A 15,812-nucleotide genomic window follows, 5' to 3' on the forward strand; every position below is an offset into this window, starting at 1 on the left:
TGCGAACGAACCCGCCGTGCCTGCGCGCCCCGCACGCGCATGGCGGATTCACCCCCAATGGTCTGAAACAGGCCTCCCGGGCGCCATCTGGCATGGGGTATCCAAACGTTCACACGTGCGACGTGCCGATGCTGCGAGGCACAATGGCATGCCATGAACATTGTGATCCTCGACGACTACCAGGACGCCGTGCGCAAGCTGCAGTGCGCTGCCAAGCTGGACGCTTACGCCGCCAAGGTCTACACCAACACGGTCAAGGGCATCGGCCAACTGTCGGTTCGCCTCAAGGATGCGGACGTCATCGTGCTCATCCGCGAGCGCAGCCAGATCTCCCGCCAGCTGATCGAGAAGCTGCCCAAGCTCAAGCTGATTTCCCAGACCGGTCGCGTCGGTGGCCACATCGACGTCACCGCCTGCACCGAACGCGGCGTGGCGGTGGCCGAAGGCTCGGGCTCGCCGCAGGCGCCCGCCGAACTCACCTGGGCGCTGATCATGGCGGCCATGCGCCGCCTGCCGCAGTACATCAGCAACCTCAAGCACGGGGCCTGGCAGCAGTCGGGCCTCAAGTCGGCGTCGATGCCTCCGAATTTCGGCGTGGGCTCGGTGCTCAAGGGCAAGACGCTGTGCATCTGGGGCTACGGCCGCATCGGCCAGTTGGTGGCCCGCTATGGGCAGGCCTTCGGCATGCAGGTCGTGATCTGGGGCCGCGAGGCCAGCTGCGCCAAGGCGCGCTCCGACGGCTTCCAGGTGGCGCAGAACCGCCACGAATTCTTTGCCGCCGCCGACGTGCTGTCGGTGCACCTGCGGCTCAACGAGGACACCCAGGGCCTCGTCAAGCTCGAAGACCTCTCGCGCATGAAGCCGACGGCGCTGTTCGTCAACACCTCGCGCGCCGAGCTGGTCGAGGCCGATGCCCTGCTGGCCGCGCTCAACCGCGGCCGCCCCGGGCTGGCGGCCATCGACGTGTTCGAGAGCGAACCGCCGCTGCAGGGCCATGCGCTGCTGCGCCTCGAAAACTGCATCTGCACGCCGCACATCGGCTACGTCGAGCAGGAAAGTTACGAAAGCTACTTCGGCCAGGCGTTCGACAACGTCGTGAGCTTCATCAAGGGCAACCCCACGAACATCGTGAACCCCGGCGCGCTGCAGGTCCGGCGGTGAGCGCATGAGCCGGCCCGCGCCGCAGCGAGGCGCGCTCTGGGCGCTGCTGGCCGGCAATTTCGTGATCGGCACGGGCGTGATGGTCGTGCCCGGCACCCTCAATGAGATCAGCGCCTCCTTGGCCATCAAGGTCGCCACTGCAGGCCAGCTGATCAGCGCGGCCGCCTTCGTGATGTGCCTGGGCGCCCCGCTGCTGGCCGCCGCGGTCGCCGGCTGGGACCGCCGCAAGTTGCTGGCCCTCACCCTGCTCTGGTACGCCGCGTGGCACGTGGTCGCGGCGCTCGTGCCCAGCTTCGGCGCGCTGCTGCCGGTGCGCATGCTGACGGTGATCGCGCCCGCCATCTTCACGCCCCAGGCCGCGGCCTGCGCCGGCATGCTGGTGCCGCCCGAGCAGCGCGGGCGCGCCGTCACCTTCGTCTTTCTCGGCTGGTCGGTGGCCTCGGTGCTGGGCCTGCCGATAGGCGCGCTGATCGGCGGCCACCTGGGCTGGCGCATGGCCTTCATGGCCATCGCGGCGCTCAGCGTCGTGAGCGCCGCCTCGGTCTGGCTCACGCTGCCCAGCGGCATCCGGCCCGCCGCGCTCACGGCTGCCGCCTGGTCGCGCGTGCTGCGCAGCCCGGTGCTGATGGGCATCGTGTCGGTCACGGCGCTGCAGGGCGTCGGCCAGTTCGTGCTGTTCAGCTATTTCGGCCCGCTGCTCAAGCAGGGCTTCGGCGCCGACGCCAACACGCTGAGCCTGATGTGGGCGCTATTCGGCGCCTTCGGCCTGCTGGGCAACATGGTGGTGAGCCGCTACATCGACCGCGTCGGCGCCGGGCGCATGGTGCTGCTGACGACCGGGCTGATCGCGCTGAGCCTGCTGCTGTGGCCGTTGGCCAGCACGCTGGCGTGGCTGGCGGTGGTGCTCGTGCCCTGGGGCCTGGGCTGCTTTGCCACCAACTCCTCGCAGCAGGCGCGCCTCGTGGGGCTGGCGCCCGCCCTGGCGCCGGGCTCGGTGGCGCTCAACAGCTCGGGCATCTACATCGGCCAGGCCCTGGGTGCGGCGCTGGGCGGCTGGCTGCTGGCGAACGACGCCACCGAGTGGATGAGCCGGGTCGGTTTTGCACTGATGCTGCTGGCGATGGGCCTGAGCATCGCCATCGATCGCAGCCGCCGCCCGGCCTGATTCCGATGCCCCGCGTAACACCCGGGGCGCGGGCCTCCCGCGAGATTGCAAAATCGGAGCTTTCGTCCGTGTCGCGCACCCGCGCCGGCGCGGCCGCCCCAGACACCCACCAACCCATGAGAACCCTGATCCCATGACAGTGAACTACCCCCGAATCGGCGTGATCGGCGCCGGCGCCATGGGGCGCGGCATCGCGCAGATCGCCGCCCAGGCCGGCAGCGAAGTGCTGCTGCTCGACAGCTTCGCAGGCGCCGCCGAGCGCGGCCGCGAAGCCCTCGCCGCCCAATGGAACAAGCTGCACGAGAAGGGCAAGATCGATGCCCCCACGCGCGACGCCTACGTGGCGCGCGTGAAGGCGGTCGACGGCATGCAGGCGCTCGCGGGCTGCGACCTCGTGGTCGAGGCCGTGGTCGAGAACCTCGAGGTCAAGCGCACGCTGTTTCGCGAGCTCGAGGACGTGGTCGCGCCCACCGCCACGCTGGTCACCAACACCTCGTCGCTGTCGGTCACGACCATCGCGGCCGGCCTGCAGCACCCCGCGCGCTTCGCGGGCTTCCACTTCTTCAACCCCGTGCCGCTGATGAAGGTGGTCGAGGTGGTGGCGGGCTTCAAGACCTCGCCCGAGGTCTGCCAGCAACTGGCCGGCTACGCCACGCAGATGGGCCACAGCGCCGTGCAGGCGCAGGACACGCCGGGCTTCATCGTCAACCACGCGGGCCGCGGCTACGGCACCGAGGCGCTGCGCATCGTCGGCGAAGGCGTGGCCGACTTCGCCACCATCGACCGCATCCTGAAGGACCAGGCAGGCTTTCGCCTCGGCCCGTTCGAGCTGCTCGACCTCACGGCGCTCGACGTGTCGCATCCGGTGATGGAGTCGATCTACCACCAGTACTTCGAAGAGCCGCGCTTCCGACCCAGCGTGATCACCGCGCAGCGCCTGGCCGCCGGCGCACTCGGCCGCAAGACGGGCGAAGGCTTCTACCGCTACGACAACGGCGTGATGCAGCAAACGCCCGAAGCGCCGGCGCCGGTGATCGAAGGCACGCCCGCGGTCTGGGTGTCGCCGCGCGCCGCGCGCCGCGCCGAGCTGCTGCGCCTGGTGAACACGCTGGGTGCGCAGATCGACAGCGGCAGCGCTCCCGCACCGCAGTCGATCATCCTGGTCGCGCCGCTGGGCTTCGACGTGACGACGGTCGCGGCCGTCGAGCGGCTGGACGCCACGCGCACCGTCGGCATCGACATGCTCATCGACGACGCCGCCACCAAGCGCCGCGTGCTCGCCACCAACCCGGCCACGCGCCGCGACGTGCGCGACGCCGCGCACGCCCTCTTCGCGCGCGACGGCAAGACCGTGAGCGTGATCCGCGACAGCGGGGGCTTCGTCACGCAGCGCGTGATCGGCGCCATCGTCAACATCGCCGCCGACATGTGCCAGCAGCGCGTGTGCACGCCGGCCGACCTCGAGACCGCCGTGCAGCTGGGCCTGGGCTATCCGCGCGGCCCGCTCGCCATGGGCAACCTCTACGGGCCGACCAACATGCTCGAAGTGCTGTTCAACCTGCAGACCGTGTATGGCGATCCGCGCTATCGCCCGAGCCCGTGGCTGCGCCGCCGCGGCGCGCTGGGCCTGAGCCTGCTGCACGAAGAAGAATAAGCACGCACACCATGACCGCCGAACTCAAGAGCACCAGCGAAGGCAGCACCATGGTGCTGACCATCGTCAACCCGACCCAGCGCAATGCGCTGGGCCCCGAGATTTATGCCGCCGGCATCGAGGCGCTGAACGGCGCCGAGAGCAGCGACGAGATCCGCAGCGTCGTCATCGTGGGCGAAGGCGCCTGGTTCTGCGCCGGCGGCTCGCTGCAGCGGCTGCTGGCCAACCGCCAGCTCGACCGCTCGGTGCAGGCCGAGAGCATCGAGGGCCTGCACAACTGGATCGACTCGATCCGTACCTTTCCCAAGCCGGTCATCGCGGCCGTCGAGGGCGCGGCGGCCGGCGCCGGCTTCTCGCTCGCGCTGGCCTGCGACTTCGTCGTGGCCGCGCGCGACGCCGTGTTCGCGGCCTCGTACAGCAACGTGGCGCTCTCGCCCGACGGCGGCCTCAGCTGGCACCTCGGACAGGCGCTGCCGCGCCAGCTGGCGAGCGAATGGCTGATGAACGGCGAGCGCATCGAGGCCGCGCGCCTGCATGCCTTCGGCCTCGTCAACGAGCTCACCGACAGCGGACAGGCGCTGGCCGGCGCGCTGGCCCTGGCCACTCGCCTGAACGCGCGCGCGCCGAACTCGCTGGCCAGCATCAAGGAGCTGCTGAGCGACGCGCGTGGCGCCACACTGGCGTCGCAGCTATCGCAGGAGCGCGATCATTTCGTGCGCAACCTGCACCACGCGAACGCGGGCATCGGCATCGCCGCGTTCCTCGACAAGACACCGCCACGCTACGAGTGACGCCTGACGGCGTCGCTCCCGAGACACCCCACAGCTTTTCAGTCGCCGAGAGGACAGACCATGGACGACCCCATTCTTACCATCGAAGAACGTGAAGCGATCAACAGTGGTCGCTGGTTTTCTTCCCTATCTCCATCGCTACGGCACGACATCCTCCGATGCGCCTTTGTCAAACGCTACAAGGACGGCGACCTGCTCGCCGCGCGCGGCGACCCGCCCGAGCACTGGATCGCCTGTGCCAAGGGGGCGTTGCGCGTGAGCTCGACCGCGGTGTCGGGCAAGCAGGTGACGCTGACCTACGTCGAGCCGGGCATCTGGTTCGGCGACGTGGCGATGTTCGACGGGGAGCGGCGCACGCACGACACGTACTCGCACGGCGACACCACCGTGCTGTGCGTGGCGCGGGCCGATTTCCAGAAGATCCTGGCCACGCACGTCGAGCTGTACGAAGCGCTGATGCGGCTGCAGGCGCGCCGCATCCGCACGCTGTTCGGGCTGGTGGAAGACCTCAACACCCTGCCCTTGCGCGCACGCCTGGCCAAGCAGCTCATCCATCTGGTGCGCAGCTACGGCGTGCCCAACCTGGACGACGGCAGTCAGACGCGCATCGGCCTGCAACTGGCGCAGGAAGAACTCGCGCAGCTGCTCGGCGCCTCGCGCCAGCGGGTCAACCAGGAACTCAAGACGATGGAGCGCGAGGGCACCATCCGGATCGAGCCGGCCGGACTGGTCGTGCTGGACCGCTCGGCGCTGATGCACATCTCTGAAGCAGACAACTAAAAAAGATTCGACATGAGCCAGGACTTCTCCAGTTTCATCGGCACCCGCGCGGTGTCCCAACAGCACACCTTCGACGTGGACGCGCTTGCGCCCTGGCTCGAAAAGAACCTCGAGGGCTTCCAGGGTCCGCTGACGGTCGAGATGTTCAAGGGCGGTCAGTCCAACCCGACCTACAAGCTCGTCACGCCCACGCAGAGCTACGTGATGCGCGCCAAGCCCGGCCCGGTCGCCAAGCTGCTGCCCTCGGCCCATGCGGTCGAGCGCGAATACAAGGTCATGCGCGGCCTGCAGGGCACCGACGTGCCCGTGCCGCGCATGTACTGCCTGTGCGAAGACGAATCCATCATCGGGCGCGCCTTCTACATCATGGAGTTCATGCAGGGCCGCGTGCTGTGGGACCAGTCGCTGCCCGGCTTCAGCAACGCCGAACGCGCGGCCTACTACGACGAGATGAACCGCGTCATCGCGGCGCTGCACACGGTCGACTTCGCCGCCCGCGGCCTGGGCGACTACGGCAAGCCCGGCAACTACTTCGAGCGCCAGATCGGCCGCTGGAGCAAGCAGTACAAAGCCTCGGCCGACGGTGCCGGCGAACTGTCGCAGCCCATCGAAGCCATGGAGCGCCTGATCGACTGGCTGCCCGCCCACATGCCCGCGAGCGCACGCGACGAAAGCAAGGTCTCGATCGTCCATGGCGACTACCGCCTGGACAACGTGATGTTCCACGCCACCGAGCCGCGCATCATCGCGGTGCTCGACTGGGAACTCTCCACACTGGGCCACCCGCTGGCCGACTTCAGCTACCACTGCATGTCGTGGCACATGCCCCCCACCACCGGCCGCGGCATCGGCGGCGTGGACGTGGCGGCGCTGGGCATTCCCACCGAGAGCGAATACATCGCCCGCTATTGCGAGCGCACGCGCATCAGCACGCCCGAGGCGCTGGCGCCCGACTGGAATTTCTACCAGGCCTACAACCTGTTTCGCATGGCCGCCATCCTGCAGGGCATTGCGAAACGGGTCGAAGCCGGTACTGCATCGAGCGAGCAAGCCGTGGCGTCCGCCCGTGGCGCACGGCCGATGGCCGAGATGGCCTGGCAATTTGCCCAAAAGGCATAGCCAGCCCTCCCCCTTAACCCCACCAGGAGACAGCATGGATTTCGAGTATTCGGCCAAAACCAAGGAGCTTCAGAAGCGCGTTCTCGCCTTCATGGAAGACCACATCTACCCGGCCGAAGCCGAGTACAGCGCCGAACTGGCCGCCAACACGGTCGCAGGCAAGCGCTGGAGCGCCCTGCAGACCGTCGAGAAACTCAAGGCCAAGGCCAAGGCACAAGGCCTGTGGAACCTGTTCCTGCCAGTCGACAGCGCCTCGGCCTCGGGCTATGAGGGTGCGGGCCTGACCAATCAGGAATACGCCCCGCTGGCCGAGATCATGGGCCGGGTGCCATGGGCCTCCGAAGCCTTCAACTGCTCGGCGCCCGACACCGGCAACATGGAAACCATCGCCCGCTACGGCTCGGAAGAGATCAAGGCGCGCTGGCTCAAGCCGCTGCTCGAAGGCCAGATCCGCTCGGCCTTCGCGATGACCGAACCCGACGTCGCCTCCAGCGACGCCACCAACATCGCCACCCGCATCGAGCGCCAGGGCGACGAGTACGTCATCAACGGCCACAAGTGGTGGATCTCCGGTGCCGCCGACCCGCGCTGCGCCGTGTTCGTCACCATGGGCAAGACCGACCCCGAGGCGCCGAAGCACTCGCAGCAGAGCATGGTCATCGTGCCGGCCGACACCAAGGGCATCCGCATCGTGCGTCCACTGAACGTGATGGGCTACGACGACGCGCCGCACGGCCACGTCGAGATGTACTTCGAGAACGTGCGCGTGCCCGTCGGCAACATCCTGCTGGGAGAAGGCCGCGGCTTCGAGATCGCCCAAGGCCGCCTTGGCCCCGGACGCATCCACCACTGCATGCGCCTGATCGGCCTGGCCGAGCGCGCGCTCGAGCTGATGTGCAAGCGTGCCTCGTCGCGCGTGGCCTTTGGCAAGACCGTCGCCTCGCAGACCGTCACGCAGGAACGCATCGCCGAAGCGCGCTGCAAGATCGACATGGCCCGCCTGCTCACGCTCAAGGCCGCCTGGCTGATGGACGTGGCCGGCAACAAGGTCGCGCGCACCGAGATCGCCATGATCAAGGTGGTGGCGCCCACCATGGCCTGCCAGGTCATCGACTGGGCCATGCAGGTCCACGGCGGCGGCGGCATGTGCGACGACTTCCCGCTGGCCTCGGCCTATGCCCAGGCGCGCACCCTGCGCTTTGCCGACGGTCCGGACGAAGTGCACCGCAACGCGATCGCCAAGTGGGAGCTGGGCAAGTACGCCGCCGATAAGTCGGGCGCCACCGCCGACGCGCCTGTCACGCGCTTCTGATCCCGAAAAAAAGAAAGGGCGCGTTCGCCGCGCCCTTCTCTTGTCTGCTTCGGCCATGCCGCCCACGCCTTGCGCGTCGGCGGCATTTTCATTGGCCTGATTCGGTCAGAGCTTCTTCTGCAGGAAGACAGCGTGGCCGAATTCCGGGTCGAGCTGGTAGCTGACGAAGCCTTCGCGCTCGTAGCTGCGCAGCGCAGGCGCATTGCCCGACAGCACCTCGAGCGTGAGCTTGCAGGCGCCGCGCCGGCGGGCTTCCTGCTCGACCTGCGCGAACATCTGCTGCGCCACGCGCTGGCCACGGTGGCTGGCGCGCACGACCACGTCGTGCACGTTGACCAGCGGCTGGCAGGCGAAGGTCGAAAAACCTTCGATGCAGTTGATCAGGCCCACGGGCGTGTCGCCGTCGAAGGCGAGCACGCTGAACGCCTGCGGACGCGCCGCCAGCGCGGCGGGCAGGCCTTCGCGCACCGATGCAGGCAATGGCGTGCCGCCGCCGGCTGGGTCGCGCGCGTAGCTGTCGAGCAACTCGACCAGCGCCGCCGCTTGCAGCGGATCGCGGTAGTCGGCCAGGCGGATTTCGATGCGGCCCGCCGTCGTCATGCGGCGGGCTTGAGCGTGGCCGCGAGGCGCTCGGCGCAAGACTGCGATTGCTTCGGATCGCGCGCCTCGACCATCACGCGCACCAGCGGCTCGGTGCCACTCGCACGGATCAGCACGCGGCCCGCATCGCCCAACTCGGCCTCGATGCGCTTGGTTTCGCTGGCGAGCGCCTGGTTGCTCTTCCAGTCCTGGTCGGGCGCGAGGCGCACGTTGATGAGCGTCTGCGGAAACAGCGTGACGCCTTCGAGCAGCTGCGCCACCGTCTTGCCGCTGCGCACGCAGGCCTGCAGCACCTGCAGCGCGCTGACGATGCCGTCGCCCGTGGTGTGGCGGTCGAGCGCCAGCAGGTGGCCGGAGCCCTCGCCGCCGAGCAGCCAGCCGCGTTTGTCGAGCTCTTCGAGCACGTAGCGGTCGCCGACCTTGGCGCGCACGAACTCGATGTCCTGCGCGCGCAGGGCCATCTCGACAGCCTTGTTGGTCATGAGCGTGCCGACCACGCCCGCCGGCTTCTCGCCGCGCGCGACGCGTTCGGCCACCATCAGGTACAGCAGCTCGTCGCCGTTGAACAGTCGACCGCTGGCATCGACCAGCTGCAGCCGGTCGGCGTCGCCATCGAGGGCGATGCCGTAGTCGGCCTTTTGCGCCGTCACAGTGGCGACCAGCGCCTCGGGATGCGTGGCGCCGAAACCCTTGTTGATGTTGAGCCCGTCGGGTGCGCAGCCGATGCTGGTGACGTCCGCGCCCAGTTCGTGGAATACGTTGGGCGCCACCTGGTAGGCCGCGCCGTGGGCCGCATCGACCACCAGCTTCATGCCGCGCAGCGACAGGTCGTTGGCGAAGGTGCTCTTGCAGAACTCGATGTAGCGGCCGTCTGCATCGTTCAGGCGGCGGGCCTTGCCCAGGTTGGCCGAATCCACCCAGACGGGCTCTTCCTCGAGCACGGCCTCGACGGCCAGCTCCCAGGCGTCGTCGAGCTTGGTGCCCTGCGCGCTGAAGAACTTGATGCCGTTGTCGGGAAAGGCGTTGTGGCTGGCGCTGATCACCACGCCCAGGCTGGCGCGCTGGGCGCGCGTAAGGTAGGCCACGCCCGGCGTGGGCAGCGGGCCGAGCAGCACCACGTCGACGCCGGCGGAGTTGAAGCCCGACTCGAGCGCCGACTCGAGCATGTAGCCCGAGATGCGGGTGTCCTTGCCGATCAGCACCGTGGGACGGGCCTGGGTTTTCTTGAGCACGCGGCCGACGGCGTGTGCGAGGCGCAGCACGAAATCGGGGGTGATGGGCGATTGGCCGACCGTGCCGCGGATGCCGTCGGTGCCGAAATACTTACGGGTCATGTTGTTGCTCTTTGAAGGTGTTCTTGCGGTGCTTCCGCGCGCATGGCACGCCATACGGCGAGGGCGGCGACGGTGTCGCGCACGTCGTGCACCCGCACGACCGCTGCACCCCGGTCCACGGCCAGCACGGCGGCTGCCACGCTGGGCACGGTACGCCCGGATGCATTCTCGATGCCGGTGACGGCCCCGATGGAGGACTTGCGGGACCAACCTAGCAACAAGGGGTAACCGGTTGCCAACAATTCCCGCTGTCGACCGAGGAGCGCGAAGTTCTGCGCCACGCTCTTGCCGAAACCGACGCCCGGATCGAGCGTGATGCGCGCGGGGTCGATGCCCAGCGCCTTCAAGGGCGCCAGTTGCGCGTCCCAGAAAGCCAGCACCTCGGGAATCACGTCACCCTGCATCGGCAGCGCCTGCATGGTCTGCGGGTCGCGGTGCATGTGCATCAGGCAGATGCCGCAGGTCGGGTGCGCCGCCACTGCCTCGCGCGCGCCGGGTTGGCGAAGGGCCCAGATGTCGTTGACGATGTCCGCGCCCAGGTCGAGCACGGCGCGCATCACCTCGGGCTTGTAGGTGTCGATCGACAGCGGCACGTTCAGCTTCACCGCCTCGCGCACCACGGGCAGCACGCGCGCCAGCTCGGCGTCCAGCGGCACGGCGGGGCTGCCGGGGCGGGTCGATTCGCCGCCGATGTCGAGGATGTCGGCGCCCTCCTTCAGCAGCTGCTCGCAGTGCTTCAGCGCCGTCTCGGTCGACGCGTGCGCGCCGCCGTCGGAGAAGGAATCGGGCGTGACGTTGACGATGCCCATCACGCGCGGCTGCGCGAGATCAATCCTGAAACGCGAGGTCTGCCAAACCGCACCATCTGGCTCACCATGGAAAACGGGGCCAGGGGCCCCGTTGTTGCTTGATTTCAAGCCCACCTCAAGCGGCGGTCGGCGCCGGATCAGGATTGACGGCCGGCGTGCCACCACTGCCGCCGCTGCCCGAAGGCGGAATGCGCGGCGTCCAGTCCTTGGGCGGACGCGGTGCGCGGCCGGCCATGATGTCGTCGAGCTGTTCGCTGTCAATGGTTTCCCATTCGAGCAGCGCCTTGGCCATGGCGTGCATCTTGTCGCTGTTCTCTTCGATGAGGCGGCGCGCCAGGGCGTACTGCTCGTCGATGATGCGGCGCACCTCGCCGTCGACCTTTTCCATGGTCTGTTCGCTCATGTTCGTGGTCTTGGTGACCGAGCGGCCCAGGAACACTTCGCCTTCGTTCTCGGCATAGACCATCGGGCCCAGCGCGTCGGTCATGCCGTAGCGCGTGACCATGTCACGGGCGATGGAGGTCGCACGCTCGAAGTCGTTGCTGGCGCCGGTGGTCATCTGGTGCATGAACACTTCTTCGGCGATGCGGCCGCCGAACAGCATGCTGATCTGGTTCAGCATGTACTCGCGGTCGTAGCTGTAGCGGTCCTGCGACGGCAGGCTCATGGTCACGCCGAGGGCGCGGCCGCGCGGAATGATCGTGACCTTGTGGACCGGGTCGCACTTGGGCAGCAGCTTGCCGATGAGGGCGTGGCCGGACTCGTGGTAGGCCGTGTTGCGGCGCTCTTCCTCGGGCATGACCATGCTCTTGCGCTCGGGGCCCATGAAGATCTTGTCCTTGGCCTTCTCGAAGTCCTGCATCTCGACCACGCGCGCATTGCGGCGGGCGGCCATCAGGGCGGCTTCGTTGCACAGGTTGGCCAGGTCGGCGCCCGACATGCCGGGCGTGCCGCGGGCGATCACGCTCGGGTTCACGTCCTGGCCCAGCGGGACCTTGCGCATGTGGACGGCCAGGATCTGCTCGCGGCCGCGGATGTCGGGCAGCGTGACGTACACCTGACGGTCGAAACGGCCCGGACGCAGCAGTGCGGCGTCCAGAATGTCGGGGCGGTTGGTGGCAGCCACCACGATCACGCCGAGGTTGGTTTCGAAGCCGTCCATCTCGACCAGCATCTGGTTGAGCGTTTGCTCGCGCTCGTCGTTGCCGCCGCCGAGGCCGGCACCGCGCTGGCGACCCACTGCATCGATTTCGTCGATGAAGATGATGCAGGGCGCGTTCTTCTTGGCGTTCTCGAACATGTCGCGCACGCGGGCCGCACCCACGCCGACGAACATTTCAACGAAGTCGGAACCCGAGATCGAGAAGAATGGCACCTTGGCTTCGCCGGCGATCGACTTGGCCAGCAGCGTCTTGCCGGTGCCCGGAGGGCCGACCAGCAGCAGGCCGCGCGGAATGCGACCGCCGAGTTTCTGGAAGCGCTGCGGGTCTTTCAGGAAGTCGACGACTTCACGGACTTCTTCCTTGGCCTCGTCGCAGCCTGCGACGTCGGCGAAGGTCACCGTGTTGTTGTTCTCGTCCATCATGCGGGCCTTGCTCTTGCCGAAGCTGAACGCCCCGCCCTTGCCGCCGCCCTGCATCTGGCGCATGAAGTAGATCCAGACGCCGATCAGCAGCAGCATCGGGCCCCAGCTGACCAGCAAGGTCATGAGGAGCGAGCCTTCTTCACGCGGCTTGACGTCGAACTTGACATTGTGGTCGATCAGGTCGCCCACGAGGCCGCGGTCGAGCACCGTGGCGGTCGTGCGGATCTTGCGATCGTCGTTGGTGACGGCGACGATCTCGCCGCCGCCGGCGCCTTCAGGAATGATGGCGCTCTTGATCTGGTTGTTGCGGACCTGGTCCAGGAACTCGGAATAGCTCACCGTTCCCGAGCCGACGCCACCGCGGGTGTCGAACTGCTTGAACACAGTGAACAACACCATGGCAATGACGAGCCATACGGCAACTTTGGAAAACCACTGATTGTTCAAACGAAGCTCCAGTCGAAAGCGCGTGACGGGAATATGAAATACGCGCTGAGGGTACGCAATTGCGCCCCATTTTAGGCTTTTCAAGCTGCGAAAAGCGGACATTTCCCTATAGCAGCCATAGGCTGACAAGGGTTTGCGCCCCTGGAGGGCACGCTGCGGCAAGGTATCAATGCGTATCGAGCGCCTTCAATCCCCTGCCGATGAGGAAGGTCTCGGCCGATTTGTCGCGCGATGCCTTGGGCTTGAGCGGCTTCACGACGCGGAAATTGGCCTTGAACATCTTGACCAATTCGTCGTACCCGCTGCCGTGGAAGACCTTGGCCACCAATGCCCCTTCGGGCTTCATGTGGTGCTGGGCGAAGTCGATGGCCAGCTCGATCAGGTGCGCCACCCGGGCGGCGTCGGCCGAATGGATGCCCGACAGGTTGGGCGCCATGTCGGACACCACCAGGTCGGCCTTGCGGCCGTCCAGCACCGCCAGGAGCTGCGCCAGCAGCGCATCTTCGCGGAAATCGCCCTGCAGGAAGGTCACGCCTTCGATGGGCTCCATCGGCAGCAGGTCGAGCGAGATGATGGTGCCGTTGAGGTCGCCGACCGCCGCCCCGCCCGGCGACATGCGCCGCCGCAGGTACTGGCTCCAGGCCCCCGGGGTCGAGCCCAGGTCGACCACCAGCTGGCCGGGCTTGACCAGCCCGAGCGACTCGTCGATTTCCTTGAGCTTGTAAGCCGCGCGGGCGCGGTAGCCCTCTCTGGTCGCGAGCTTCACGTAGGGGTCGTTGATGTGGTCGTGAAGCCACGCCTTGTTGACTTTTTTGCTTTTGGCTTTGGTGCTCATGAGGGTGTTCGTGTACGCGTCGATAATACGGGGATGCCCGCCATTCAACTTACCCCTGCCGAGCGCAAGGTGCACCGCGCCGAAGCTCACCACCTGGATCCGATCGTCATGGTCGGTGGAGACGGGCTCACCCCTGCCGTGAAAAAGGAGGCCGACGCGGCCCTGAAGGCCCATGGCCTGATCAAGGTGCGCGTCTTCTCCGACGACCGCCTCGCCCGTGACGCCATGCTCCAGGAGCTCGCCGACGAGCTCAATGCCGCCCCGATCCAGCACATCGGCAAGCTGCTCGTGCTGTGGCGCCCGAAGCCCGAAAAAGAGCGCGTCATCGACGAAGACCGCATGCCCGGCCCGCGCGACGTGAAGATCGTCAAGTACAGCAAGCGCGGCGGCCAGCGCCCCGAAATCAAGACCCTGCGCGTGCTCGGCAACCAGCGCCTGACCCCTGGCGGCACCATCAAGCGCGCCAAGGCCAAGCGTCCGCTGTCGGCCAAGAAACGCAACCAGGCGGACTGAACTTGGTGGCAGCGCAAGGCGCCCAGCGCCATATCCTCTGCATGAAGTGGGGCACCAAGTACGGCCCCGAGTACGTCAACCGGCTCTACGCCATGGTGCGCCGCCACCTCAGCGGCGACTTCAAGTTCGTCTGCCTGACCGACGACGGCAACGGCATCCGCCCCGAAGTGACGTGCCTGCCGATTCCACCGCTCAACCTCCAGCTGGCCCCGGGCCAGCGCGACGGCGCCTGGAAGAAGCTCACGACCTTCGAGCAAGACCTGCATGGCCTGCGCGGCACCGCCCTCTTCCTGGACGTCGACGTGGTGATCGTCGGCAGCCTGGACGCCTTCTTCGAGCAGCCCGGCGAGTTCCTGATCATTCACGACTACGCCCGCCCCTGGCGGCGCGAGCGGATCACGGGCAATTCATCGGTCTACCGCTTTGAATTGGGCGCCCATGCCGACGTGCTGGCGTACTTTCGCGCCAACATGGACAAGGTGCAGGCCGAATACCGCAACGAGCAGGCCTACCTGTCCGACGTGCTGCACAAGCAGGGCAAGCTGGCCTACTGGCCGGCCGCCTGGTGCCCGAGCTTCAAGTACCACGGCATCCCGACCTGGCCGACCAACTACTGGGAAGAGCCCTTCGTGCCCGAAGGCGCCCGCGTGATGGTGTTCCACGGCGAGTGCAACCCGCCCGATGCGTTGGCGGGGCGGCGCAACCGCGCCTTCCGCTACATCCGGCCGGCGAGCTGGGTCGCTAAGCACTGGAAAGAGTAAAGCCGGAGGCGGCGATGCGTGTCGCCGCCCCGGTTCAGCGTGGCGCCCGAGCGGCGCCGCCCATGCGCCACAACAACGTGCCGGCGCACGCCCACTGAACAAAGTACATGCCCGTGCCCACGGCATGCCACAGCTTGAGGTTGTCGCGCGCCACGATGCGCGGCGCCACGGCGTATTGCTGCAGCAGCGCCAGCAGCAGCGCCGCCAGCACCAGGAAGATGGCCGTCAACACCGGCTTGGTCATGCCATCGTCGGCCTTCTGGCGGAAATGGATCAGCAGGATCAGCCCGCAGCCGATGGCGATCCAGCTTTGCGCCTCGAACAGCTGGGCGGCGAAATTGCCGGCCACCGCCGGGTTGCCGAGCCTGGCGAACAGCATCGGCACCACCAGGAAACCGATGGTGCTGAGGCTGCCCCACCAGAGGGCCGCCAGCATCAGCGCGACGCGGTCTTTCATCCGGCTCAGAGGTAGCGGACCGCCACGATCTCGTAGCGCTTGAGGCCACCCGGCGCCTGCACTTCGGCCGTGTCGCCCTCTTCCTTGCCGATCAGCGCGCGCGCGATCGGGCTGGAAATGTTGATCAGGCCGAGCTTCAGGTCGGCTTCGTCTTCGCCCACGATCTGGTACTTGACGGCATCGCCCGACTCTTCTTCCTCGAGTTCGACGGTCGAGCCGAACACCACCTTGCCGCCGGCGTCGAGCTCGCTCGGATCGATGATCTGGGCGGCCGAGAGCTTGCCTTCGACTTCCTGGATGCGGCCTTCGATGAAGCCCTGGCGGTCCTTGGCGACTTCATACTCGGCGTTTTCGCTCAGGTCGCCCTGGGCGCGTGCCTCGGAAATGGCGTTGATGACCCAGGGACGGTCGACCGTCTTGAGCTGATGCAGTTCGGCGCGCAGTTTTTCAGCGCCGCGCTTGGTGATCGGAATGGTGGCCATGTTGTTG

General features: G+C 67.4%; 16 protein-coding genes. 9 read left to right on the forward strand and 7 right to left on the reverse strand.

Annotated features, from left to right (window positions below):
- Window positions 1–153: 153 nt before the first annotated feature.
- The 7 genes from AC1RLW_RS05335 (at window position 154) to AC1RLW_RS05365 (ending at window position 7,982) form a co-directional block, all read left to right on the forward strand.
- Window positions 154–1,161: a D-2-hydroxyacid dehydrogenase family protein gene (locus tag AC1RLW_RS05335; RefSeq protein ID WP_062471528.1), complete on the forward strand. Its 1,008-nt coding sequence runs from the start codon at window positions 154–156 to the stop codon at window positions 1,159–1,161.
- 4 nt (window positions 1,162–1,165) lie between these two features.
- Window positions 1,166–2,326: an MFS transporter gene (locus AC1RLW_RS05340; RefSeq protein ID WP_159277084.1), complete on the forward strand. Its 1,161-nt coding sequence runs from the start codon at window positions 1,166–1,168 to the stop codon at window positions 2,324–2,326.
- A gap of 133 nt (window positions 2,327–2,459) precedes the next feature.
- Window positions 2,460–3,980 (forward strand): 3-hydroxyacyl-CoA dehydrogenase, encoded by a 1,521-nt coding sequence (locus tag AC1RLW_RS05345; RefSeq protein ID WP_493192421.1) that lies wholly within the window; start codon window positions 2,460–2,462, stop codon window positions 3,978–3,980.
- 11 nt (window positions 3,981–3,991) lie between these two features.
- Entirely contained in the window at window positions 3,992–4,771 is a 780-nt protein-coding gene (locus tag AC1RLW_RS05350) for an oxepin-CoA hydrolase, alternative type (RefSeq protein WP_062471537.1), read from the forward strand.
- A 60-nt stretch (window positions 4,772–4,831) separates the two neighbouring features.
- Window positions 4,832–5,551, forward strand: a complete 720-nt coding sequence (locus AC1RLW_RS05355; RefSeq protein ID WP_062471540.1) for a Crp/Fnr family transcriptional regulator — start codon at window positions 4,832–4,834, stop codon at window positions 5,549–5,551.
- Window positions 5,552–5,563: 12 nt separating this feature from the next.
- On the forward strand, window positions 5,564–6,670 hold the full coding sequence (locus AC1RLW_RS05360; RefSeq protein WP_493192422.1) for a phosphotransferase: 1,107 nt from the start codon (window positions 5,564–5,566) through the stop codon (window positions 6,668–6,670).
- Window positions 6,671–6,704: 34 nt separating this feature from the next.
- On the forward strand, window positions 6,705–7,982 hold the full coding sequence (locus AC1RLW_RS05365) for an acyl-CoA dehydrogenase family protein (RefSeq protein WP_139706559.1): 1,278 nt from the start codon (window positions 6,705–6,707) through the stop codon (window positions 7,980–7,982).
- A gap of 105 nt (window positions 7,983–8,087) precedes the next feature.
- Here AC1RLW_RS05365 and AC1RLW_RS05370 read toward each other — a convergent pair whose 3' ends face one another.
- The 5 genes from AC1RLW_RS05370 to AC1RLW_RS05390 all read right to left on the reverse strand — a co-directional run bounded on the left by AC1RLW_RS05370 (window position 8,088) and on the right by AC1RLW_RS05390 (window position 13,592).
- Window positions 8,088–8,582 carry a GNAT family N-acetyltransferase gene (locus tag AC1RLW_RS05370; RefSeq protein ID WP_062471549.1) on the reverse strand — a complete coding sequence of 165 codons (495 nt, stop codon included), beginning with the start codon at window positions 8,580–8,582 and terminating at the stop codon, window positions 8,088–8,090.
- The gene (gene glmM, locus AC1RLW_RS05375) at window positions 8,579–9,916 is read right to left on the reverse strand and encodes a phosphoglucosamine mutase (protein ID WP_493192423.1); all 1,338 of its coding nucleotides are present in this window, start codon (window positions 9,914–9,916) and stop codon (window positions 8,579–8,581) included. Before glmM ends, AC1RLW_RS05370 begins: the two co-directional genes overlap by 4 nt.
- A complete protein-coding gene (folP, locus tag AC1RLW_RS05380; RefSeq protein WP_493192424.1) occupies window positions 9,913–10,725 on the reverse strand; it encodes a dihydropteroate synthase in 813 nt (270 codons plus the stop codon). The genes glmM and folP overlap by 4 nt, the downstream gene beginning before the upstream one ends.
- 115 nt (window positions 10,726–10,840) lie before the next feature.
- Window positions 10,841–12,757, reverse strand: coding sequence for an ATP-dependent zinc metalloprotease FtsH (ftsH, locus tag AC1RLW_RS05385; RefSeq protein ID WP_062471558.1), 1,917 nt, complete (start codon window positions 12,755–12,757; stop codon window positions 10,841–10,843).
- A 166-nt stretch (window positions 12,758–12,923) separates the two neighbouring features.
- The gene (locus AC1RLW_RS05390) at window positions 12,924–13,592 is read right to left on the reverse strand and encodes an RlmE family RNA methyltransferase (RefSeq protein WP_095947720.1); all 669 of its coding nucleotides are present in this window, start codon (window positions 13,590–13,592) and stop codon (window positions 12,924–12,926) included.
- Window positions 13,593–13,625: 33 nt separating this feature from the next.
- Between AC1RLW_RS05390 and AC1RLW_RS05395 the strand changes: the two genes are divergently transcribed.
- Together AC1RLW_RS05395 and AC1RLW_RS05400 are read left to right on the forward strand one after the other, a co-directional pair.
- Entirely contained in the window at window positions 13,626–14,105 is a 480-nt protein-coding gene (locus AC1RLW_RS05395; protein ID WP_056581270.1) for a YhbY family RNA-binding protein, read from the forward strand.
- A gap of 41 nt (window positions 14,106–14,146) precedes the next feature.
- The gene (locus tag AC1RLW_RS05400; RefSeq protein ID WP_167395020.1) at window positions 14,147–14,866 is read left to right on the forward strand and encodes a glycosyltransferase; all 720 of its coding nucleotides are present in this window, start codon (window positions 14,147–14,149) and stop codon (window positions 14,864–14,866) included.
- Window positions 14,867–14,900: 34 nt separating this feature from the next.
- On the opposite strand, the gene AC1RLW_RS05405 is transcribed toward AC1RLW_RS05400, so the two are convergent.
- A complete protein-coding gene (locus AC1RLW_RS05405) occupies window positions 14,901–15,323 on the reverse strand; it encodes a DUF4149 domain-containing protein (RefSeq protein WP_159277091.1) in 423 nt (140 codons plus the stop codon).
- Between the two features lie 5 nt (window positions 15,324–15,328).
- Complete coding sequence (greA, locus tag AC1RLW_RS05410) at window positions 15,329–15,805, reverse strand: transcription elongation factor GreA (protein ID WP_056518766.1); 477 nt, start codon at window positions 15,803–15,805, stop codon at window positions 15,329–15,331.
- Window positions 15,806–15,812: the final 7 nt, after the last annotated feature.

The organism is Variovorax sp. GW822-FHT04A09 (assembly GCF_058801005.1).

Excerpts from the sequence above, each read along its gene's own strand:
- AC1RLW_RS05335 (WP_062471528.1), top strand. The coding sequence starts at position 154 with ATGAACATTGTGATCCTCGACGACTACCAGGACGCCGTGCGCAAGCTG.
- AC1RLW_RS05340 (WP_159277084.1), top strand. The coding sequence starts at position 1,166 with ATGAGCCGGCCCGCGCCGCAGCGAGGCGCGCTCTGGGCGCTGCTGGCC.
- AC1RLW_RS05345 (WP_493192421.1), top strand. The coding sequence starts at position 2,460 with ATGACAGTGAACTACCCCCGAATCGGCGTGATCGGCGCCGGCGCCATG.
- AC1RLW_RS05350 (WP_062471537.1), top strand. The coding sequence starts at position 3,992 with ATGACCGCCGAACTCAAGAGCACCAGCGAAGGCAGCACCATGGTGCTG.
- AC1RLW_RS05355 (WP_062471540.1), top strand. The coding sequence starts at position 4,832 with ATGGACGACCCCATTCTTACCATCGAAGAACGTGAAGCGATCAACAGT.
- AC1RLW_RS05360 (WP_493192422.1), top strand. The coding sequence starts at position 5,564 with ATGAGCCAGGACTTCTCCAGTTTCATCGGCACCCGCGCGGTGTCCCAA.
- AC1RLW_RS05365 (WP_139706559.1), top strand. The coding sequence starts at position 6,705 with ATGGATTTCGAGTATTCGGCCAAAACCAAGGAGCTTCAGAAGCGCGTT.
- AC1RLW_RS05370 (WP_062471549.1), bottom strand. The coding sequence starts at position 8,582 with ATGACGACGGCGGGCCGCATCGAAATCCGCCTGGCCGACTACCGCGAT.
- glmM (WP_493192423.1), bottom strand. The coding sequence starts at position 9,916 with ATGACCCGTAAGTATTTCGGCACCGACGGCATCCGCGGCACGGTCGGC.
- folP (WP_493192424.1), bottom strand. The coding sequence starts at position 10,725 with ATGGGCATCGTCAACGTCACGCCCGATTCCTTCTCCGACGGCGGCGCG.
- AC1RLW_RS05390 (WP_095947720.1), bottom strand. The coding sequence starts at position 13,592 with ATGAGCACCAAAGCCAAAAGCAAAAAAGTCAACAAGGCGTGGCTTCAC.
- AC1RLW_RS05395 (WP_056581270.1), top strand. The coding sequence starts at position 13,626 with ATGCCCGCCATTCAACTTACCCCTGCCGAGCGCAAGGTGCACCGCGCC.
- AC1RLW_RS05400 (WP_167395020.1), top strand. The coding sequence starts at position 14,147 with ATGAAGTGGGGCACCAAGTACGGCCCCGAGTACGTCAACCGGCTCTAC.
- AC1RLW_RS05405 (WP_159277091.1), bottom strand. The coding sequence starts at position 15,323 with ATGAAAGACCGCGTCGCGCTGATGCTGGCGGCCCTCTGGTGGGGCAGC.
- greA (WP_056518766.1), bottom strand. The coding sequence starts at position 15,805 with ATGGCCACCATTCCGATCACCAAGCGCGGCGCTGAAAAACTGCGCGCC.